Origin of the sequence: Paenochrobactrum sp. BZR 201-1, assembly GCF_044987585.2 — a bacterium.
GTDB classification, from domain to species: Bacteria; Pseudomonadota; Alphaproteobacteria; order Rhizobiales; family Rhizobiaceae; genus Paenochrobactrum; species Paenochrobactrum pullorum.
Map to the genome: position 1 here is coordinate 124827 of NZ_JBJDRZ020000018.1, position 19704 is coordinate 144530.

The window sequence follows — 19704 nt, forward strand, 5'->3', positions numbered from 1 at the left end:
TCTGACCGCAGCTTTTTTAAAAGGCCTGCGGTCAGCCATTTCATTCAATCAGAAAGCGGGGCATGTGATGAAACAGCAAAACCGTAGACTGGATATTGTGCTGGGCATATTTTTGGCCAGTTTTATCCTGCTGCCTTGGTATCGCGTTGAGGGCGGCTTCTTTAGTTTGAAGTGGGTGTCGGATTCTTTGAGCAATCAGGATCACGGTTCCGGCATGATGCAATTGCTGGCTTATAACCGCTTCTGGCTTTGGGGTATTGTTTTGCTGATGCTGCTATGTGGCGCTGTACGTTTATTGGCGGCACCACAAAAACGCAGTTATTTATTGACGCTTTTGAGTGTGCTCGGCTTTTTATATCTGGCGTTCCAAGGTCTGGCGATTGGTTTTGGCGGCTGGAATTGGTTATTTATTGAAAATCTCTTTGGCATGTTGCCGGATGGGCAACCAGCATTTGGTGCCGGTGCGGTCATTGCAGGTATTTGTTTTGTTTTAATATTTGCCTTCAGTATGGCTGAACGCGGCGTGCTGAAAGGGGATGCTTTTATTTTAGCTTCCATCTCAATGCTGTCGGTTTTGGTGGTGGTTTTTGTCTTCTTTCCGCTGTTCAGCATGTTTTCAGGCTCGGTGCAGGATTTTGACGGTTCTTTCAACCCCGATGGTTTTATACGCAACATTCAAGATCCGTCGATCTGGAGTTTGGGCTGTGTAATTGATGGCACCCGCTGTGGGGTGGCATGGCGCACTTTATGGTTGGCACTGATGACGGCGAGCGGTTCCACTGTGCTGGGATTGGCTTTTGCATTGCTCGCCACGCGCACCAATTTTCCTTATAAAAAAGGTCTGCGCCTTTTAACAATTTTACCGATTATCACGCCACCATTTGTTATCGGCTTGGCGCTGACTTTGCTTTTTGGCCGTGCCGGTGTTGCCACACAGGCGGTATCTTCATTTCTCGGCATTGAACCGGGGCGCTGGTTATATGGCACTACCGGTATCTGGATTGCACAGGTTCTTTCTTTTACGCCGATATCATTTCTAGTGCTGATTGGTGTGGTGGAAGGTGTTTCGCCTTCAATGGAAGAAGCGTCGCAAACTTTGCGCGCTGATCGTTGGCGCACATTTAAGCATGTGTCTTTGCCATTGATGGCACCAGGTATCGCTAATGCCTTTCTGATCAGTTTTATTGAAAGCATGGCTGATTTTGGCAATCCGATGGTGTTGGGCGGCAGTCACGGGGTGCTTTCAACGGAAATTTTCTTTGCTGTGGTCGGTTCGCAAACAGACCCGTCACGCGCGGCTGTGCTGGCAATTGTGTTGTTATTTTTTACGCTGAGCGCCTTTCTCATTCAGCGGATGTGGTTGTCGGGCAAAAATTTCGCGACCGTCACTGGCAAGGGCGATTCCGGCATGCATGCGGCGTTGCCGAAATCTCTCGAAATAGGTGTTTATGCGCTGGTCATTCCATGGGGGATATTCACGCTTGTGGTCTATGGCATGATTATTGTCGGTGGTTTTGTCACCACATGGGGGCTCGATAATACGCTGACAATTGATCATTATCGCCGTGCTTTTTCGGTCGCGTTTACCGAAGATGGCATTGCATGGACGGGTGTTGCGTGGAACTCCTTCTGGACGACCATGGAAATTTCGCTGATTTCCGCGCCTTTGACCGCAGCGGTTGGAATGCTCACGGCCTATTTGATCGTACGGCAGAAATTTTACGGGCGTGGCGTGTTTGAATTTGCGCTAATGTTGAGCTTTGCCATTCCGGGTACGGTTATTGGTGTCAGCTATATTATGGCTTTCAACCTGCCGCCGTTGGAGATGACCGGAACCGCTTTGGTGCTGATTGCCTGTTTTGTCTTCCGCAACATGCCGGTGGGGGTTCGTGGTGGTATTGCTGCAATGAGCCAGCTTGACCGCAGCCTTGATGAGGCGTCGCTGACGCTTCGTGCCGATAGTCTGCGTACTTTGCGCAAGGTTATTCTGCCGCTGTTACGCCCTGCCATTACTGCGTCATTGGTTTATTCCTTTGTGCGGGCGATCACCTCGATCAGCGCGGTAATTTTCCTCGTCAGCGCCCAATATAATATGGCTACATCTTATATTGTCGGTCTGGTGGAAAACGGTGAATTTGGCGTGGCTATTGCTTATTCCTCGATGCTTATCGTCGTGATGCTGGTGGTGATAACAACGTTCCAGCTGCTGGTCGGGCAGCGCCAGTTGCGGCGTGAAAACCGCATTGCTTCCGTTAGTAAAGCCGTCACCAAAGCCTCACAGCAACAGGAGAGTGCTGTATGACTATGATTAAAGCAGGATCTGTCCGTTTTCAGAATGTCACCAAAAAGTTTGGTGATTTCACCGCGCTGCCGGATTTGTCCATGACAGTGGAACCGGGCACGTTGGTGACGCTTTTGGGTCCATCGGGCTGCGGTAAAACCACCACTTTGCGCCTGTTGGCAGGGTTGGAGCATCCAACCGCGGGGCGGGTGCTGATCGGCGATAAAGATGTCACCAATCTGCCTGCCAATGAGCGGGATGTATCGATGGTTTTCCAGTCTTATGCTTTATTTCCGCATATGACATCATTGGATAATGTTGCATATGGTTTGTTGTCATCAGGCTTGAAAAAGGCGGAAGCACGAGAAAAAGCAGAGGAGGGGCTGGCTTTGGTCGGCTTGGCCGGTATGGGGCACCGGCTGCCGGCAGAGCTTTCCGGCGGGCAACAGCAGCGTGTGGCGGTTGCTCGTGCTTTGGTGCTGGAACCTCAGGTTTTGTTGCTTGATGAGCCGCTTTCCAATCTGGATGCGAGGTTGAGGCGTCGGGTACGCACTGAAATTCGCGAACTTCAGCAGCGACTTGGCTTCACTGCCGTTTATGTGACTCATGATCAGGATGAAGCACTGGCGGTTTCAGATACGATCATTGTGATGAAAGATGGCAATATTGCGCAACAAGGCTCGCCGCGCGATCTTTATGAAGCGCCGGCTTCTGCCTTCATTGCGGACTTCATGGGGGAGGCCAATGTGTTGCCCTGTGAAGTCAGCTGTTATGAAAATGGTATCGCTACAGTGCATATTGGTGATTTGGCTCATAGGTTGCCAAGCAAACATGCCAGTTTAGGTAAAGCACAATTAGCGGTGCGGCCAAATTCTGTGGGGCTGCAACCGGCAACGCAAGGCGATTTGATGGGCAGTATTATTCATTCAGCTTATTTGGGTGACCATATCGAATATGAGGTGGAAACCGAACACGGCAAATTATTTGTCGTGGATACGGAAGCCGAAGAGCCATTGCCGCGCAATACGTCTGTTTCCGTGCATTTGAAAGGGCGCGGATTGGCGCTTATCCATCATTAAAATCATTGGTTCGAAAGGGGAATGTCATGGTGGCAGCGGCTACGTTTGCAGTTGAGCAAAGATTTGCATTGGCAAAAATGATTGCGGAAAAAGCCGGAGCATTAGCTCTGGATTATTTCAATCGGCGCGAAACACTTGTCATTGAAATCAAACGCGATCCGCAGGATGTGGTTTCGATTGCCGACCGCAATGTTGAAACGCTCATTCGTGATGAGGTATCCGCACATTTTGGCGATGACGGATTTTTAGGTGAAGAGTATGGTCTAAACAGGGGCACAAGTGGCTACACATGGGTGGTTGATCCGATTGACGGCACCAGCCCCTTTGTTCACGGCATGCCGAATTGGTGTGTGTCGATTGCAGTTTTATATCAGGACAAGCCTGTTATCGGCGTTATTTCTGCACCTTGCCACAAAGAGCTTTACGCGGCAGCTACTGGCATGGGCGCTGTTTTGAACGGCAAAACCATCTCGGTTGATTTAACGAACACCGTACAGACAGGCGTAACGGCGATCAGCGCTAACAGTCATGTCACACCGGCTTTTGTGGCAGGTGTAATTGAGCGTTTACTGGAAGAAAAGGGCAATTTTGTCCGTAATGGCTCCGGCGCTTTGATGTTGGCTTATGTGGCCGCAGGGCGGTTGGTCGGATTCTTTGAAGGCTATATGCACGCTTGGGATTGCATGGCCGCTTTTTGTCTGATCGAGGAAGCGGGCGGCTATTGTTATCCGTTTCCCGTTGATGGTGATAATTTGACCAAAGGTTCGCCGGTTTTTGCGGCAGCGCCTAACGCAGTTGAGGCGCTGAAAAAAATTGCAAATCTATAAAAAAACGGGCGCTGTTTGATAAAAACAGCGCCCGTTTTTTAAACTTTTAATAGAAATTAATGAGCAAGTGAGATGCTGTCAGCATTCAGCTGCATGCGATCTGTATCGCTGCCTGGGTTTGCAATCCATGAAGGCGACTGCGAAGACCAGTTGATCTGCACTTTCTGACCAGCAGAAACACCGCTCAGGTCTGTGCCGCTAGGAAGCTTAAATGAGTCACCGTCAGCAAGCTGTACAGTGTTTGCAAACATGTTCAGTTTTTCAATTGTACCGGTAGTAGTAAATGTGGAAGCTGATGCAATAGAAGCTGAAGCAAGTGTTGAAATAGCAAGAGTAGCAATAAGAATTTTACGCATTATATTTTCCATTCTTCATATTTTGCAGTGACCATATTGGGAGGATGTTGGCTTTAAGGCCGTCACTGCTTCTGATGAACCTAATTTGGGGTGATTTTCCCGAATAAACAATAGTTGGAATAGTAACGAAGTGTTGAACAAGATTGAACAATCACATTTTTGTGTGTTTTTATAGTTGACAATGAATGAGGCGAAGAAAATCAAGAATTATTGCACCGATCACGAATGTCATAAAAAATTCATAAATTATTGATTTCTAATATAAAAAAATCCGAAGAGGGTCTTTAATCCCTCTTCGGCATGATATTTTGAAAGTGCATTTGTTTTAATTTTGGGTCGAAATAAGGCAAAAAAATCCTGATCACATTCAATTGATAGTCAGATTTTTTTGCTGTCGCGTTGGTAAATCCAGTCGTGAGCAGGGTGATTTTTGAAGCGCCACTTGCGTAAAGGCCCTGCCATCACGTTGAGATAATACATTTCATAGCCATATGGTGCGCCGCATGGGTGGTGGCCTTTGGGCACTAAAACGACATCACCATCGGCAACCGCCATTGTTTCATCCAAACTGCCGTCTTCGGTAAAGACGCGCTGGATGCCGAAGCCCTGTGATGGGTTGAGGCGATGATAATAGGTTTCTTCCAGATAGGTCATGTCCGGATAATTATCTTCATCGTGTCGATGTGGTGGATAGGACGACCAGTTGCCCTGCGGGGTGAAGACTTCTGTCACCAACAGGCTGTCGGCTACATCACGTCCTTCCATTGCAATATTATGGATAAAGCGTGTGTTTGCTCCTTGGCCACGTTGTTCGAGTTGGATGGTGTCTGGCCCTATCACTTGTGCCGGACGTCCGGCTTTAGCAGGGGCAGTGCAAATGGCCAATGTGCAGTCGGTTGTGGCTAAAGCCTGCCAATTGCTTTGCGCCGGAATATAGACGCAATGCGGCGGCAGTCGCTCAAATACATTCATGCGCTCGCCAAGTTCACCAAAATCACTTTTGCTGTCGGAAGTGCTGGCGCTGATTTTTGCTTTGCCTTCAACTAGCACCAATATGACTTCGGTATCCTTGGTTGCCTCTGTTGCACTCTCACCGGCTTTTAGACGGTAAAGACCAAAGCCGACATAGCCCCAATTGGCACTTTCCGGTGTAATATCGTGTACTTTACCATTCGTTCCGACGGGTTTACGTAACAGATTTGCCATAACCTATCCTTTATCCAGACCAGCTTCATGGGCATATGCTTTCAAGGATTTTAAGCCCAGTGTTTGATATTCAAGCGGATTGCGTTCAACCGGATCCTGTTCGGCTTCAATCACGACCCATCCTTCGTAGCCATGTTCCGCAGCAATTTTTAATACCGGCACAAAATCGACGCCGCCTTCTGGATCCCCCGGTACGGTGAAGGCACCACGGCGCACAGCTTCAAGGAAAGAAAGCTTTTGCTCTTTAACTTCTGCCGCAATGGTGGGGCGCAGATTTTTGGCGTGAACATGGGCAACACGTGCCATATGTTTGTAGGCAACGCGCTCCGGATTGCCACCCCCAAACAGACAATGACCAGTATCAAGCAGCAATTTGGTGTGCGGGCCTGTGTTTTGCATGAAGAGATCAATCTCCTCCTCGCTTTCAACAATCGTGCCCATATGGTGATGATAAACGAGAGTGATGCCTTGGGTGGCTGCAAATTTTGCCAGCTCTTCAACGCCAGCGCCAAACTTTTTCCATGCATCAGCATTAAGATGCGGGCGCAGTTCCAGCGCTTTGTCGTTGTCGCCGTGGATCGCATTGGATGTTTCGCAAGTGATAATCACCTTGCAACCCATCGATTTTAATAAGTCAAGCGCCGGCTGCATGGCTTTTTTCTCGTCTTCAATGCTGTTTGTCAGCAGGTTGAGCGAATGCCAGCCGGAAATAAAACGTAAATTGCGCGGTTCAAGCACGGCTTTAAGCGCCACAGGCTCCTGCGGAAATTTGTGACCTTTTTCAATGCCGTCAAAACCGATAGCGGAAGCTTCATCCAAACATTGTTCGAGCGAGATATGGGCACCAAGGCTTCGGTCATCATCATTGGTCCATGCGATTGGATTTGTACCGTAGAGGATCATCACTCAGTTTCTTTCTTTCAGAGCGGTTTCATAATTTTTACGGGCTTCGCGTACTTCAACGCGATCGGAGACCGCAGGCACGGCGACATCCCACCAGTAACCACCAGTGGCAGGGGTAGGATAGGGATCAGTATCGATCACGATGACGCTGACTTTGTCGCTATCCCGTGCTTTTGCTAAACTCGCTTCAAGTTCTGCAATGGATGAGACTTTATAACTGTCTGCACCCATAGAGCGAGCATGAGCAGCAAAGTCGATATTCGACGGGTTCACATGATGGCTGTGATCAAGCAGATTGTTAAATTCGGCTCCACCGGTTGCCATTTGCAAGCGGTTGATACAGCCATAGCCGCGATTATCGGTAATCACGACCGTGATTTTGATCCCCATCATCACCGCAGTGGCAAGCTCGGAATTGGCCATCATATAAGAGCCATCCCCCACCATCACGATAATATCGCGCTCCGGTTCGGCCATTTTGATGCCCAAACCACCGGCGATTTCATAACCCATGCAGGAAAAGCCGTATTCCATATGGTAGGACATCGGGCGCGAGGCTTTCCAGAGCTGGTGCAATTCACCAGGCATGGTGCCTGCTGCACACATCACAACCGTGTTTTCGCGTGATTGACGCTGCACTGCCCCAATCACCTGCATATCGGTTGGCAATTGATTATCGTTTTTGGGCGCAGCAGTATCCTGATCGGCACTGGCAAACCATGCGGTTTTGAGTGCAGCATCGGGTGCGGTAGCGCGGTAATCGGCAAGTCCTGCGGTTAAGGCTGTAAGCCCTGTTTTTGCATCAGCAACTAAGGCATAAGCATCATGCTTGGCGCTGTCATAGGGTTGTATATTAAGCGCCAATATCCGGCAATCCGGATTACGAAACAGTGCCCATGAGCCGGTGGTAAAATCCTGAAAACGCGTGCCGATACCGATGATGAGATCAGCATCTTCAGCGATTTTATTGGCGCTTGAGGCGCCGGTAACACCGACAGGGCCAAAATTAAGCGGATGATCCCACGGTAAAGCAGATTTTCCGGCCTGTGTTTCAATCACCGGAATGGAGTGCTTTTCGGCAAAATGTTTCAAATTTTCACAAGCGCTAGAATAATGCACACCGCCGCCTGCAATAATCACCGGATTTTTGGCTACCTGAATGGCTTTAATCGCTCTCGCCAATTCAAACTGATCAGGTTCGGGGCGGCGTTGGTGCCAGACTTTGCGCTCAAAGAATGAAAGCGGATAATCATAGGCTTCTGCCTGCACATCCTGACAGAAGGCAAGGGTTACAGGGCCGCAATCGGCCGGATCGGTCATGGTGCGCAAAGCACGCGGCAAAGCGGTGAGCAATTGTTCCGGCCTTGTGATACGGTCAAAATAGCGGCTGACTGGGCGGAAGCAATCGGTCACGCTTACCGTGCCGTCATTGAAATCTTCAATTTGTTGCAGCACCGGATCGGGGCCGCGATTGGCAAAAACATCACCTGGAATAAATAAAACCGGCAAGCGGTTAACATGTGCCAAGCCTGCGGCCGTCACCATGTTGAGCGCACCGGGGCCAATGGATGAGGTGACAGCACAGGCGCGTTTGCGGCCAAGTTGTTTGGCATAAGCAATGGCGGAATGCGCCATGGTTTGCTCGTTATGGCCGCGCCATGTCGGCATTTCATTGCGCGCGGCATATAAAGCCTCGCCAATGCCCGCCACATTACCGTGACCGAAAATCGCCCAGCAACCGGCAATAAATGGCTCTCCCTCCGGCGTCATCTGATTGGCAAGATAACGGATCATTGCCTGTGCAGCGGTTAGTCGGACTGTTTTCATGATCTCACTCCCAATCATGTTTTGGCATGTTTGTCGGCACATAGGCTGACTTTTTTACTGCTGCTGGCGCACGCCATCCCAGATATTGCAAAGATTTTGATACCGTGTGGCCATTTCATTGACCGTTTCATCATCACTCATTTTACCCTCAAACCAAAGACGTGCCGGATCAGCAAAAATAGTGCGACCGATAGCAAAACCTTTGACCAGATCAAATTCAGCGGCAATTTTCAGGCTCTGCGCCAGTTCTTCTTGCGGTGCTTCCAGCCCCAGCACGACAATGCCGCGCGTGTAGGGATCGTTGCGGGTAATCGCATCACAGGCATTTTGCCATGCAGTCTTGGTTTTAAGAGGCTCCAGCTTCCACCAGTCAGGATAAACGCCTATTTCATAAAAACGTTCGATGATTTTGGCATTGGTTTCATCATCAACAGGGGCAACCTTGGACGGGATAATTTCCAAAAGCAGTTCCAAGCGATTGCGGCGCGCCGCAGTAAAAAGCCGTTTGACGGTTTTCTCCTGAGATTTCCGCATCGCTTCATCATCATCGGGATGATAGAAACACAGAACTTTAACCACATGCTCAACCGGCCATTCGTTGAGGCCGCCATAGTCCAGCCCAAGCTCCGGCTCAAGAGTGAGCGGTCGCGAGGTTGGCCATTCCACCGGACGTCCGATCCAAAGACCGGAGCCGGATGCTTGATAAAGTGCATCACGACCAAGGCGGCTGTCGCATAAAATCCCATAGCCTTGATTGTGCGGGTCTTGTCCGGCAACTTTCATCGCAGCCTTGAGGCAGAGCTTTTTAAATTCGCCGATTTTTTCGAGCGGTGCGCCACAGTCCTTGGCAATATCTTCCAGCTGATAACGGTGATCAAAAGCAAAGACACGCATATGTGGCCATTCGCCATGACGGTTGGTGGACCAGTGCACTTGTTCCAGCGCTTCGTCTTTGCGCAAGGCTTTGTTGCGGATACCTGTTTTAAAGAAATATTGCAGCTCTTCCCAACTTGGGTAAGCCGGCGTGCAGCCATGTCGCGAGACAGCAAAAGCACCGCAGACATTGGCATATTTTAAAGATGTCGGCCAATCTTCACCATTCAGCCAGCCACATAATAAGCCGGACATGAAACCATCACCTGCGCCAAGCACATTGAAAACTTCAATTGGAAAACCTTCACCCGTTTGTCCTTCATCAAGGCTTGCCGGAATTTCACTTTCAAAGACAACCGCACCCATTGGCCCGCGCTTGCAGACAAGCACTGCTTGAGAAACACTGCGCACATTGCGCAAAGCTTCCAATGTGTCGGTGCTGCCGCCAGCAATATGAAACTCTTCCTCGGTGCCGACGATGAGATCGAATAAATGTAAGGTGGATTGTAGTTTTTCAGTGACGCGTTGTGACGAGATAAAGCGGTTTTCACCATCATTATGGCCGGAAAGCCCCCAAAGATTGGGACGATAATCAATATCAAGTGCGGTTTTGGCACCATTTTCACGGGCAATGCGCAAAGCTTTTAAAACGGCAGCTTCAGTGCGCGGATGCGACAAATGCGTGCCGGTGGCGCAAATGGAACGGGATTGGCTGATAAAATCCGGATCAATATCATCTTCGCACAGCGCCATATCGGCACAATTTTCACGGTAAAAAATCAGTGGAAATTGTTCCTGATCACGGATACCAAGCAGCACAAGCGCGGTGAGGCGCTCCGGATCGGTCACAACACCTTGAATATTCACGCCTTCGCGTTCCAATTCACGGCGGATAAATCGCCCCATATGTTCATTGCCGACACGGGTGATGAGCGCTGATTTCAGCCCCAAGCGCGCTGTGCCGCAGGCAATATTGGTGGGAGAACCGCCGATATATTTGTTAAAAGAGGCCATATCTTCCAACAACCCGCCCACTTGCGCGCCGTAAAGATCAACAGAAGAACGCCCAATCGTAATCAGATCCAGTGCTTTAGTCATATGCCTCCCCGCATCATACTATCAGTCTGTCACCATTGGTATTCCAAATGAATTGATACTGATATTCCATTGTATTTCAAAATAGATTTTAAATTCTATTTTTTAGACTGGCAATATCAAAATCAAATATATTTTTAAATGTTCTCCTGTCTGTTGCCGCCCACGGCCACAGCCAAAGTCATTGCCAGACAAAGAGTGGCAGAAAGCGAGCGAAACGCGCCAAAATCGACTTCAGATACCAGCAATGATTGCTTGGCTATACGGCATAAAGGGCTGACGATCGTGTCGGTGATCGCAACAACCGGAATGTTGCGTCCTGAAATTTGTTCTGTTAATTCAACCGTCTCTGCGGAATAAGGCGAGAAGGTAATAGCCAGCAACACATCGCCTTCACGGATAGCGTGCGGAGTTTCAAGTCGCCCGACGCTGCTATGCAGCATCGCAGGAACTTCCATTTTTTCTAAAGCATAGGTCAGATAACTGGCAACAGCAAAAGCACGGCGCAGGCCAACAATATGGATCATCCGAGCTTGAGATAGCGTTTGCACAACCTCTTCAAGTGCCTGTGGATCAATTGTGCCGAGCAGAGATTCGAGTGAGGTGCGTCCGGCTTCCGCAAATTCTGCCAGCAAGGCGGAAGCGCTGCCACTGGCAGTTTCACGTAAATGATGCAGTCTTGTATTATAATCCGGCCATCCGCCCGCATATGAATTGCGGAACAGGCGCTGCATTTCGGAGAAGCCGGAAAAGCCCATAATCTGGCAGAAGCGCATAAAAGCGGAGCTTTGCACGCCAGCGCCTTCTGCCATTTCGGCAACGGTGGAAACCGCAATTCTGTCCTGATTGGCGGCAACAAAATCCGCGCATTGTTTCAGTCGTTTCGGCAGATCAGGCGAAACTTCCAAAAGCCGCGCTTCAAATTCTTTTATGTTTTCCGGCGGCAGTAAATCGTCCATCGCAGCTCTTTCGAAATTTCAATCTGTGCAGTGCAATTCATTTTATACGCGCAATGTGTATGAAATTTTCTGCCCTCTTGACATAACTTATATCACAATCTAGCAAAATAGAATAAATATTCCACAACTAACCATGACTGTTCCATTGCTGATGCCTTTAGACCACAGGTTCTTGAATGTGCCGAAGTATCTTGAATGTGAATGGGAGGAGACATTTATGGTAACCCGTCTTGCGCTCTTAGGAGCAGGTCGTATCGGCAAGGTTCATGCGAGCGCTATCGCGGCTGATCCGCGTGCCCGTCTTGTTGCTGTGGCGGATGCACATGCGCCCTCTGCTGAAGCTATTGCAAAAATGGCTGGTGATTGCGAAATTCGCACCACTGAAGAGATCGAACAGTCAGATGATGTGGATGCAGTACTGATCTGCACGCCTACCAACACGCATGCTGATTTGATTGAGCGTTTTGCACGTGCCGGCAAAGCGATTTTCTGTGAAAAGCCGGTGGATTTGAGCATAGATCGCGTACGCGATTGCCTGAAAACCATTGCTGAAACCAATGCAACGGTGATGCTTGGCTTCAATCGCCGTTTTGACCCCCATTTTCAGGCTGTCCGTGCTGCCATTGATGAAGGCCGCATTGGCGATGTGGAAATGGTGACCATTACCAGCCGTGATCCGGGTGCACCTCCGGCAGAATATATTACCGTTTCGGGTGGTATTTTCCGCGATATGACCATTCATGATTTTGATATGGCGCGCTATTTGCTAGGCGAAGAAATTGACAGCGTGATGGCATCTGCCTCGGTTTTGGTTGACCCTAAAATTGGCGAACTTGGTGATTTTGACAGCGCCAGCGTGATTTTGACCACTGCCAGCGGCAAGCAATGCATGATCTCTAATTCACGTCGTGCAAGCTATGGCTATGATCAGCGCATTGAAGTGCATGGCTCGCTGGGGGCCGTTTCAGCTGAGAATCAGCGCTCTGTTTCCATCGAAGTGGCGACGAAAACCGGTTATAACCGACCTCCATTGCATGATTTCTTTATGACGCGTTACACGCAAGCTTATGCAGCAGAAATTGCTGCCTTTATTGATGCGCTGGACAATAAAACCCCTGCATCGCCATCGGCGCAAGATGGTTTGATGGCATTGGCATTGGCCGAAGCAGCGCTCAAATCGGTTCGTGAAAAACGCGCTGTTAAGCTCTCAGAAATAACGGCTTAAATTAAATGGCAACTGCGCTTGGAATTTCTATTTCAAGCGCAGTGTTCTTCAAGGGCAGATATCAAAATCGCCCTTTTGTGGGGTGGCCAGCGGTTTGAAGGTGGATCTGTCCGGCTTTAAATCGAGAAGAGGCGTGTTATTAAGGCAATCAAGCCCGCGCACCCAAAGAATATTATTCTCTCTTTTTTCGAGCAAAACGATAGATGTACCGATCGGATTTGGCCGGATTGGTGAGCGGATGGAAAATGTACCGTGTGTCTCGCCATTATTGGCCGGACTTTGTAAAATCAGATCGCGGCGAGATTGATGCAGCCAATAAAGAATTTCCAAGCGTTCAAATTCTTCAACGCCCTCTAAAGCTTCTGCCCAGGGCTCAAAAATTTCAATTTGACATAAAGGCCCGTCATGACGGCCTTGGCGCGGGCAGTCTGTGCGTGATGTCCAAGGTGTTGTGATACGGCCGACAAATTCAAGTCCTGCATCTTGTGCTTTGGGCGGTGTCACTGCGCGTTCATTAAGGCGAAGATCATTGTCTGGTTTTTGTGTTGGTTCACTCATAGATGTTCGCTTTCAAGTAAAACAGGGGCGCAAAGCGGGTAGGGACTGCCGTGAAGACGGCCGATTGTGACATCGATTTGATAAATCTTTTTCAAGTTTTCAGGCGTGATCACCGCTAGTGGTGTGCCGGTAGCAATAAGTGTGCCTTGATGCAGTAATGCGACATTGTCGGCGCAGATAAATGCATGATCGGGATTATGAGTTGATAAAATGACACTGATACCGGATTGTGAAAGCTCTTTAATCAGCTGCAAAATGCGCAACTGATTGCCGTAATCAAGGCTAGCCGTTGGCTCATCCATCACCAAAATTTGCGCTTTTTGCATAAGCGCCCGTGCAATCAGCACAATCTGGCGCTCGCCACCGCTGATTTCCGTATAAGCTTTGTCGGCCAGATGCGCCATGTTGAAATGTGTCAGCAATTGTATTGCTTCATTCATTTCTGATAAGGAAGGTTTTGCGGTCAGGCTTAATTGTGCGGCTGCACCCATAATTACTACATCCAACACATCAAACGGAAAAAGCGCATTATGGGCTTGCGGCACATAGGCAATTTTACGGGCGCGTTGGTGAAGGCTTAACTGCTCCAATGGTTCATCATCCAATGTGATGCGGCCATGATGTGGTTTCATGAGGCCAAGCAGTGTTTTAAAAAGTGTCGTTTTGCCGGCGCCATTGGCGCCAAGCAAACATAACACTTCGCCTTGTTCAACAGTGAAACTGATATTTTGAGCGATAATCTGTTTGCCATAGCCAAAGCTCAGGTTTTCAGCGCTTAGTCTCATTGCCAGCCTCTTTTACCTGAAGCCAATAGCCAGATGAAAAATGGTGCGCCGACAGTAGCGGTTAAAATGCCGAGCGGTATTTCAATGGTTGCAATGGAGCGCGCTAATAAATCGACAATCAGCAAATAGCCCGCTCCTAAAATCATTGAAACAGGCAAGAGCTTTCGAAAATCGGGCCCGACAAGAAGGCGTGCAATATGCGGAATGATAAGGCCGATCCAGCCGATAATGCCGGTAACGGAAACGGCAGCCGCCGTCATCAAAGTGGCTGAAGCAACCAAGAGCGGGCGCAAAATAGCGGTATTAACGCCAAGGGTCTTGGCTTCATCATCGCTTAAGGTGAGTAAATTGATCCGCCAGCGTAAAATCATCAGCGGCACTAAACCGAGCACAAAAGCAGGCAAAACAGATAAAACATCCGCTCTGGTGACGGCTGTCAAACTTCCAAGCAGCCAATAGGTGATGGCGGGTAGTTGATCGTAAGGATCGGCTAAAATTTTCAATAAAGAAATGGCAGCACCTACCAAAGCCCCGATAGCAATGCCGGCTAAAACCAATACCAGCACCGGATCACGATTGCGGATGGCAAGCCCCAGCGAATAAACCGCTGCAACGGCCAATAATCCACCGCAAAAGCTTAAAATCTGTATGGTAACAACCGGCAAATACAAGAAGAGCCCTAAGATGGCACCTAAACTTGCACCTGCCGAAACGCCCAGAATGTCTGGTGAAACAAGCGGATTGCGGAAAATACCCTGATAGGTGGCACCTGCCGCGGCAAGGGATGCGCCGACTAACAGTGCCAGTAATATGCGCGGCAGTCGAATGTTCCAGATGACATTTTGTGCCATTGTATTGGGCTCGGCAGCGCTCGGAGAAATAGCGTGGAGCATCACATCGGCAATATCTTTAAAGCTCAGCGGATATTTGCCGATGGTTAAAGATAAAACCGCCAGTATTGCCAAAACAAAGAGATAAAAAATAAGGGCTGGCCGCTTTTGAAAAGCATGAGCAGCCAGCCCTTTTTTGTTGCCTGTCATTATTTGGAACGCACTGCATGATGCAATAATGCATCCACTTGTGCGTCCGACAGATCCACTTGATAAAACAATTTGTAGAAGTCACGTGTTTCTGCGCGCAAATCCCCTTCAAAACTGTCGGGGTAGAGGATTTGTTCCAGCCATCGTACACCAATGAGGCGGTTTACACTCGGGGGGGTGTCAAACCAGCCAAAAGGTAACATTGGTGTGCGGAAAACCAGACCGTTTTGCACGGCATTCACATCTTTCCACAATGGATCTGCCTTAACCGAGGCAACAAATTTCTCATCAGAGCCTAAGATAATTTGCGGGTTCCATGTGAGAACCTGCTCAAGCGACACATTGGTCAGACCACCTTTGCCGGTAACTGCGGCTACATTTTTGCCGCCGACAAAGTTTAGAATTTCCAGATTGATGGAGCCGTCCATGCCGGTTTCCAAACCATCTGCACCGCGGCCATAATAAACGCTTGGGCGATTTTCAGGCGCAATATTGCCAAGTCTGACATGCAGGCCATCAATGGTTTTAGTCGCATAATCAGCCAATTGCTGACCGCGCTCATCTGTTCCGAGCAATTCACCGACAAGCTTGAAAACATCTGCGGTTTTATCAAAACCGCCGTCGATGAGAATATACGGTATGCCGGTTTGTTCCTGCACCTTATCGGCCAATGAAATATAAGTGTCATTGATCGTGCCGACATCGAGAATAAAATCCGGCTTAGCAGCAAGAGCCGCTTCAATATTAGCTGTGCCGCCTTTGCCGGTCAAACGGCCATAGGTAGGCAAGTCGGCAACGGATTTCAGCAGATATTCTTTGTCTTTAGCACTTGGTTCACGCACCCAACCGGCAAGTTTTTCCGGTGCGACAGTATAAATGAGCACTGATGCGGGAGGGCCTGCGGCCAGTACAGAATTGACCGTATCGGGTAATTCAACTGTGCGCCCTGCGGAATCTGTAAAAGGTCGTGCCGAGAGAGAGCCTGTAATGGCAAAAAATGCCGCAAAGAAAAGCGTTAAAAAGCGCATTCTGATGGTTCCCGTGTAAGCCGTGTCTGCAATTATCCATGAAAGGATGATTTATTATAGTTTTGCATTATATTTTATAAAACATAACGCTTGTCAAACCTTACTCACTATCGGCATTTATATTAGCTAATACAGAAATTCTGCATCTAGTCTTGTGCCGTGTTGAGTGTTTCGTTTAAATTTTCGCGCAACCATAGCATTTGTGGCTCAATTGCGAGTGCTAGCTGCTGTTCCATGATGCGAAATTGTGCGATCAGTTCTTCACCAAAAGGGGTAACAATTGCGCCACCGCCATGTTTGCCGCCGCGTTGGGAATCGACAACCAGCTTTGAAAACATTGTATTCATGGCATTAACTAGCATCCATGCGCGCCGGTAAGACATATTCATCGCTCTGCCAGCGGATGAAATGGAACCGGTTTCTTTAATCAGCTCTAACAGCTGGATTTTACCGCGTCCAATGCGCTGCGCTTGTCCAAGATCATTGGAGACATCAATGCGAATGATTGGCTTCAGAACAATTCCGGACATGGTTTCTCCTCATCAAGACGTTGCCCAAGCTTGGCGCTTCTTATCACAGATAAAGGTGAGTAAGCCAGATGGCAAGTTTTGCATCACTTACAAAAAAGGCGCTATATTCACGTGTTGGAAAATGGTTTGAGTCGTTATCGGAGCTGCATAAATGCTGGATAAATTAGGTGTTACCATCCCCCTCATTCAAGCGCCAATGGCAGGCGTTGCAACGCCGCTTCTGGCTGCGGAAGTCTCCAATGCTGGGGCACTTGGTTCTATCGGTGTTGGTGCAACGAATGCTACTGGTGCGCGTTTGATGATCGATGAATTACATCAACGAACCAATCGTGCATTCAACGTGAATTTTTTTGCGCATGAAGCCGGAAAGGCCGATGCCAGGCGTGAAGCGGCATGGCTTGGAAGGTTGGCACCTTTGTTTGCGGAATTTGGGGCCGAGCCACCGAAACAACTTAAAACAATCTATAAAAGTTTCAAACATGATCCTGAATTGCTGCCACTCATGTTAGAGAAAAAACCGGCGGTGGTAAGTTTTCATTTTGGCTTGCCCTCAGAAGAAGCCGTCAGAGCGCTCAAACAAGCAAATATTACATTATTGGCTTCGGCAACCAGCCTTGATGAAGCACTGTTGATTAAAAATGCAGGTTTTGACGCTGTGATTGCGCAAGGCATTGAAGCCGGCGGGCATCGTGGTATTTTTGATCCTAATGGTGCAGATGATGGCTTGAGCGCAATGACTTTAACGCAAATTTTAACACGTGAGCTCGATTTGCCCGTGATCACTGCAGGCGGAATTATGAATGGCGCTGGTATTGCCGCGGCTTTAAATTATGGTGCTGTGGCGGCTCAAATGGGTACTGCTTTCATTGCTTGTCCGGAATCGGCTGCCGATGATGCATATCGCATAGCTTTGCAAGGTGATGGTGCTCATCATACGGTGTTGACGCCGATTATTTCGGGGCGTCCGGCGCGATCACTTGCCAATCACTATACGGCATTGCAAACAATGATGAGTGATCTGGAACTGCCTGCTTATCCGATTGCTTATGATGCGGCCAAAGCCTTGCATGCGGCGGCGAAAGCAAAGGATGAAAGCGGTTTTGGCGCACAATGGGCGGGGCAAGGTGCACCACTTTCACGCGCTATGCCTGCGGCTGAATTGGTGGCTTTATTGGCTCAGGAACTGGAAAGTTTTCATCCAGTAAAGCCATGAGATTTTTGTCAATATCATTGCGTTTAATATGGTCTTAATGAGTGTGCTGAGCCGCAGAAAACATTGTTATATTTTTTTTAAGAAAAGGATAAATGACGTCCATTGATGGTGACCATCGTTCAAAACGACATGCCTGCGGCGCCGGTGAACGCCCTCGCTATTCGTGCAGATTTGATCAATTAAATAAGGGAAAGGTGGAAGCTCCCATGACATTCCATCGACCAGTTCTAAATCACTGCTAGCGTTGATCAGATAATCAATTATTTGTTGCTTGGTGAAATATTCATCATGGGGCGTATCATCAAGTAATATGTATTCTGTAGCGATACAGATGATGCCGCCTTTCTTGGTGACGCGTGACATTTCCTGAACAGCTTTGCAGGATGCATCATGCCCCCCGAAATGCTCTATAGAAGATAAAGACCAACAGAAATCAAATGATTGATCTTCATATTGTAAACGTGTTCCGTCTGCATTCTCGAAACGAATTCGATCTTGGGCAATAGGTCTCGGTGAGTATTTTGAGGCATCTTTCAAGATGTCTATCGGAGCTTCATGGCCATGATTGCCGTCTTTTCCGGACCAGGTTTCATTGCCGTAAAGGTCTGTTGCTACGACTTCTTCAATATGGTCAGCAAGCCAGAAAATTACAGGCTCACGGCCGGCTCCAACCCCTAGAGCCCGCTTGTCTGGCGCAATCATGCCTAATTGGGCAAGGCCGTATATACACTGGGTCCATTCCCAGCCTTTTCGATATATTTCGCCGCTTGTATGTATGAAAACATGTTTATCTATGGAGTAAGTTTCCAGTTCCTGATGAAATTGTAGCCAAACGGGGTCTTCATAGCGGGAAACATTGATTACTTCTGATAATGACATTTTTTACCTTAATATATTGTAGAAATAAAATAGTAATTAAAGTAAAATAACTTATAATATATCGAGTTGTCGTTCAATGAGTTATATTGATGCTGTATGATGATTTTCTATTTTAAATAAATAAATATTATTATTATGAAATTCTGAACAAATAATAGCTTGCTTTGAATATGTGCCGTTAACAGCGATTTTTTAAAAAGATGCTTCCTTTATATCTGGAGACATCAATGTTTTATTGAGTGGCAATATTATGCAGTTCACGATGAGTAGGCGATGTCCACTTATCGTTCTTATGAGCTCTAAGCGCATTAATATATGTTTTGAAAAGTTGGGTGGTGTTTATGTACCGGCTGCCTCGTTTTTTTTCTTCTCCACATCCTTATCATAATGCCATTTGATGGCAAAGAACATGCAAATGCCAAGCACGACAAGTTTGAAAATCACGAAGATTATAGGTACCCAATCCATTTTAGCATATTTCCATACTGCTCTCTGTTGCGAAGAGCATTAGCACAACGTGGCCCATTCAACAGCTTATTTTTATCGGATCACGATTTATTGATTTAGCTGAAATAGCTTTCTTTTCGGTCTCACGCTCAATCGTTATGTTGAAAAATAAGCTTGTCAGAATACCTCTATTTGCGGGTTGATTATTGAACCCATGCTTATGATCAATAAGATTTAAATAAGGCTGGCGCAAAGTGGACTTGCTGGATCTGCTATAAGAGACATCGCTAACAGTATCAAAAAAATTTATAACTGTAATTAGGTAGCGTTCTACGAAATGCCTCCGATATAAGGTAGGCACCGCCCCCTGTACTTTCTTCGTAAAAGTGGAGAGGCGTTTTATATTAAACAGCCGTTCTCTCGAACTGAACTGTGCTCATATAGTCGAGTGAGGAATGCCTTCTTATAGGATTATAGAATCCGTCAATATATTGGGCAATGGCTTTTTGTGCATCATCGCGCGTATGGAATACGGTTCTCCAAATCATCTCTGACTTCAATGTTTTAAAGAAGGTTTCAACCATGGCATTATC

The 19704-nt window shown here is 47.9% G+C and carries 19 protein-coding genes; 5 read left to right on the plus strand and 14 right to left on the minus strand.

The features are described from left to right. Positions 1 to 67: 67 nt before the first annotated feature. The 3 genes from ACI0FR_RS11755 to ACI0FR_RS11765 are packed head-to-tail and all read left to right on the plus strand — an operon-like array spanning position 68 to position 4187. A complete protein-coding gene (locus ACI0FR_RS11755) occupies positions 68 to 2302 on the plus strand; it encodes an ABC transporter permease (protein WP_374832689.1) in 2235 nt (744 codons plus the stop codon). Beyond that, positions 2299 to 3360, plus strand: coding sequence for an ABC transporter ATP-binding protein (locus ACI0FR_RS11760; RefSeq protein WP_374832691.1), 1062 nt, complete (start codon positions 2299 to 2301; stop codon positions 3358 to 3360). The genes ACI0FR_RS11755 and ACI0FR_RS11760 overlap by 4 nt, the downstream gene beginning before the upstream one ends. A 26-nt stretch (positions 3361 to 3386) precedes the next feature. Continuing rightward, positions 3387 to 4187, plus strand: coding sequence for an inositol monophosphatase family protein (locus ACI0FR_RS11765; RefSeq protein WP_374832693.1), 801 nt, complete (start codon positions 3387 to 3389; stop codon positions 4185 to 4187). 56 nt (positions 4188 to 4243) lie between these two features. Here ACI0FR_RS11765 and ACI0FR_RS11770 read toward each other — a convergent pair whose 3' ends face one another. The 6 genes from ACI0FR_RS11770 to ACI0FR_RS11795 form a co-directional block, all read right to left on the minus strand. Then, positions 4244 to 4543 (minus strand): hypothetical protein, encoded by a 300-nt coding sequence (locus tag ACI0FR_RS11770; RefSeq protein ID WP_374832695.1) that lies wholly within the window; start codon positions 4541 to 4543, stop codon positions 4244 to 4246. Positions 4544 to 4921: 378 nt separating this feature from the next. Continuing rightward, a complete protein-coding gene (iolB, locus tag ACI0FR_RS11775) occupies positions 4922 to 5749 on the minus strand; it encodes a 5-deoxy-glucuronate isomerase (protein ID WP_374832697.1) in 828 nt (275 codons plus the stop codon). Between the two features lie 3 nt (positions 5750 to 5752). Continuing rightward, positions 5753 to 6652: a myo-inosose-2 dehydratase gene (gene iolE / locus ACI0FR_RS11780; RefSeq protein WP_404907655.1), complete on the minus strand. Its 900-nt coding sequence runs from the start codon at positions 6650 to 6652 to the stop codon at positions 5753 to 5755. A 3-nt stretch (positions 6653 to 6655) separates the two neighbouring features. Beyond that, on the minus strand, positions 6656 to 8479 hold the full coding sequence (gene iolD, locus ACI0FR_RS11785) for a 3D-(3,5/4)-trihydroxycyclohexane-1,2-dione acylhydrolase (decyclizing) (protein WP_404907639.1): 1824 nt from the start codon (positions 8477 to 8479) through the stop codon (positions 6656 to 6658). 54 nt (positions 8480 to 8533) lie between these two features. Next, entirely contained in the window at positions 8534 to 10450 is a 1917-nt protein-coding gene (locus ACI0FR_RS11790) for a bifunctional 5-dehydro-2-deoxygluconokinase/5-dehydro-2-deoxyphosphogluconate aldolase (RefSeq protein WP_404907641.1), read from the minus strand. A 134-nt stretch (positions 10451 to 10584) separates the two neighbouring features. After that, positions 10585 to 11406, minus strand: a complete 822-nt coding sequence (locus ACI0FR_RS11795) for a MurR/RpiR family transcriptional regulator (RefSeq protein ID WP_374832705.1) — start codon at positions 11404 to 11406, stop codon at positions 10585 to 10587. A gap of 217 nt (positions 11407 to 11623) precedes the next feature. On the opposite strand from ACI0FR_RS11795, the gene iolG reads away from it, so the two are divergent. Continuing rightward, positions 11624 to 12631: an inositol 2-dehydrogenase gene (gene iolG / locus ACI0FR_RS11800; RefSeq protein ID WP_404907643.1), complete on the plus strand. Its 1008-nt coding sequence runs from the start codon at positions 11624 to 11626 to the stop codon at positions 12629 to 12631. 48 nt (positions 12632 to 12679) lie between these two features. Here iolG and tsaA read toward each other — a convergent pair whose 3' ends face one another. From tsaA to ACI0FR_RS11825, 5 genes are all read right to left on the minus strand, one after another. Next, positions 12680 to 13189, minus strand: a complete 510-nt coding sequence (gene tsaA, locus ACI0FR_RS11805) for a tRNA (N6-threonylcarbamoyladenosine(37)-N6)-methyltransferase TrmO (RefSeq protein WP_404907645.1) — start codon at positions 13187 to 13189, stop codon at positions 12680 to 12682. Beyond that, positions 13186 to 13974 carry an ABC transporter ATP-binding protein gene (locus ACI0FR_RS11810; RefSeq protein WP_404907647.1) on the minus strand — a complete coding sequence of 263 codons (789 nt, stop codon included), beginning with the start codon at positions 13972 to 13974 and terminating at the stop codon, positions 13186 to 13188. Before ACI0FR_RS11810 ends, tsaA begins: the two co-directional genes overlap by 4 nt. Then, a complete protein-coding gene (locus ACI0FR_RS11815; protein WP_404907649.1) occupies positions 13971 to 15014 on the minus strand; it encodes a FecCD family ABC transporter permease in 1044 nt (347 codons plus the stop codon). The genes ACI0FR_RS11810 and ACI0FR_RS11815 overlap by 4 nt, the downstream gene beginning before the upstream one ends. After that, positions 15014 to 16042, minus strand: a complete 1029-nt coding sequence (locus ACI0FR_RS11820) for an iron ABC transporter substrate-binding protein (protein WP_404907651.1) — start codon at positions 16040 to 16042, stop codon at positions 15014 to 15016. The genes ACI0FR_RS11815 and ACI0FR_RS11820 overlap by 1 nt, the downstream gene beginning before the upstream one ends. A 146-nt stretch (positions 16043 to 16188) precedes the next feature. Next, a complete protein-coding gene (locus ACI0FR_RS11825) occupies positions 16189 to 16572 on the minus strand; it encodes a winged helix-turn-helix domain-containing protein (RefSeq protein WP_374832717.1) in 384 nt (127 codons plus the stop codon). A 151-nt stretch (positions 16573 to 16723) separates the two neighbouring features. On the opposite strand from ACI0FR_RS11825, the gene ACI0FR_RS11830 reads away from it, so the two are divergent. Next, complete coding sequence (locus ACI0FR_RS11830; protein ID WP_461667945.1) at positions 16724 to 17785, plus strand: NAD(P)H-dependent flavin oxidoreductase; 1062 nt, start codon at positions 16724 to 16726, stop codon at positions 17783 to 17785. 66 nt (positions 17786 to 17851) lie between these two features. Here ACI0FR_RS11830 and ACI0FR_RS11835 read toward each other — a convergent pair whose 3' ends face one another. From ACI0FR_RS11835 to ACI0FR_RS11845, 3 genes are all read right to left on the minus strand, one after another. Further along, complete coding sequence (locus ACI0FR_RS11835) at positions 17852 to 18664, minus strand: class I SAM-dependent methyltransferase (protein WP_374832721.1); 813 nt, start codon at positions 18662 to 18664, stop codon at positions 17852 to 17854. Positions 18665 to 19003: 339 nt separating this feature from the next. Next, positions 19004 to 19132, minus strand: a complete 129-nt coding sequence (locus tag ACI0FR_RS11840) for a hypothetical protein (RefSeq protein WP_374832723.1) — start codon at positions 19130 to 19132, stop codon at positions 19004 to 19006. Positions 19133 to 19515: 383 nt separating this feature from the next. After that, positions 19516 to 19704, minus strand: a 189-nt coding sequence (locus ACI0FR_RS11845; protein ID WP_461667946.1) for an IS3 family transposase, incomplete at its 5' end; no start/stop codon positions are given.

Bases quoted from the DNA above. Each gene is read 5' to 3' on its own strand.
- ACI0FR_RS11755 (WP_374832689.1), top strand. From the start codon at position 68: ATGAAACAGCAAAACCGTAGACTGGATATTGTGCTGGGCATATTTTTG.
- ACI0FR_RS11760 (WP_374832691.1), top strand. From the start codon at position 2,299: ATGACTATGATTAAAGCAGGATCTGTCCGTTTTCAGAATGTCACCAAA.
- ACI0FR_RS11765 (WP_374832693.1), top strand. From the start codon at position 3,387: ATGGTGGCAGCGGCTACGTTTGCAGTTGAGCAAAGATTTGCATTGGCA.
- ACI0FR_RS11770 (WP_374832695.1), bottom strand. From the start codon at position 4,543: ATGCGTAAAATTCTTATTGCTACTCTTGCTATTTCAACACTTGCTTCA.
- iolB (WP_374832697.1), bottom strand. From the start codon at position 5,749: ATGGCAAATCTGTTACGTAAACCCGTCGGAACGAATGGTAAAGTACAC.
- iolE (WP_404907655.1), bottom strand. From the start codon at position 6,652: ATGATCCTCTACGGTACAAATCCAATCGCATGGACCAATGATGATGAC.
- iolD (WP_404907639.1), bottom strand. From the start codon at position 8,479: ATGAAAACAGTCCGACTAACCGCTGCACAGGCAATGATCCGTTATCTT.
- ACI0FR_RS11790 (WP_404907641.1), bottom strand. From the start codon at position 10,450: ATGACTAAAGCACTGGATCTGATTACGATTGGGCGTTCTTCTGTTGAT.
- ACI0FR_RS11795 (WP_374832705.1), bottom strand. From the start codon at position 11,406: ATGGACGATTTACTGCCGCCGGAAAACATAAAAGAATTTGAAGCGCGG.
- iolG (WP_404907643.1), top strand. From the start codon at position 11,624: ATGGTAACCCGTCTTGCGCTCTTAGGAGCAGGTCGTATCGGCAAGGTT.
- tsaA (WP_404907645.1), bottom strand. From the start codon at position 13,189: ATGAGTGAACCAACACAAAAACCAGACAATGATCTTCGCCTTAATGAA.
- ACI0FR_RS11810 (WP_404907647.1), bottom strand. From the start codon at position 13,974: ATGAGACTAAGCGCTGAAAACCTGAGCTTTGGCTATGGCAAACAGATT.
- ACI0FR_RS11815 (WP_404907649.1), bottom strand. From the start codon at position 15,014: ATGACAGGCAACAAAAAAGGGCTGGCTGCTCATGCTTTTCAAAAGCGG.
- ACI0FR_RS11820 (WP_404907651.1), bottom strand. From the start codon at position 16,042: ATGCGCTTTTTAACGCTTTTCTTTGCGGCATTTTTTGCCATTACAGGC.
- ACI0FR_RS11825 (WP_374832717.1), bottom strand. From the start codon at position 16,572: ATGTCCGGAATTGTTCTGAAGCCAATCATTCGCATTGATGTCTCCAAT.
- ACI0FR_RS11830 (WP_461667945.1), top strand. From the start codon at position 16,724: ATGCTGGATAAATTAGGTGTTACCATCCCCCTCATTCAAGCGCCAATG.
- ACI0FR_RS11835 (WP_374832721.1), bottom strand. From the start codon at position 18,664: ATGTCATTATCAGAAGTAATCAATGTTTCCCGCTATGAAGACCCCGTT.
- ACI0FR_RS11840 (WP_374832723.1), bottom strand. From the start codon at position 19,132: ATGGATTGGGTACCTATAATCTTCGTGATTTTCAAACTTGTCGTGCTT.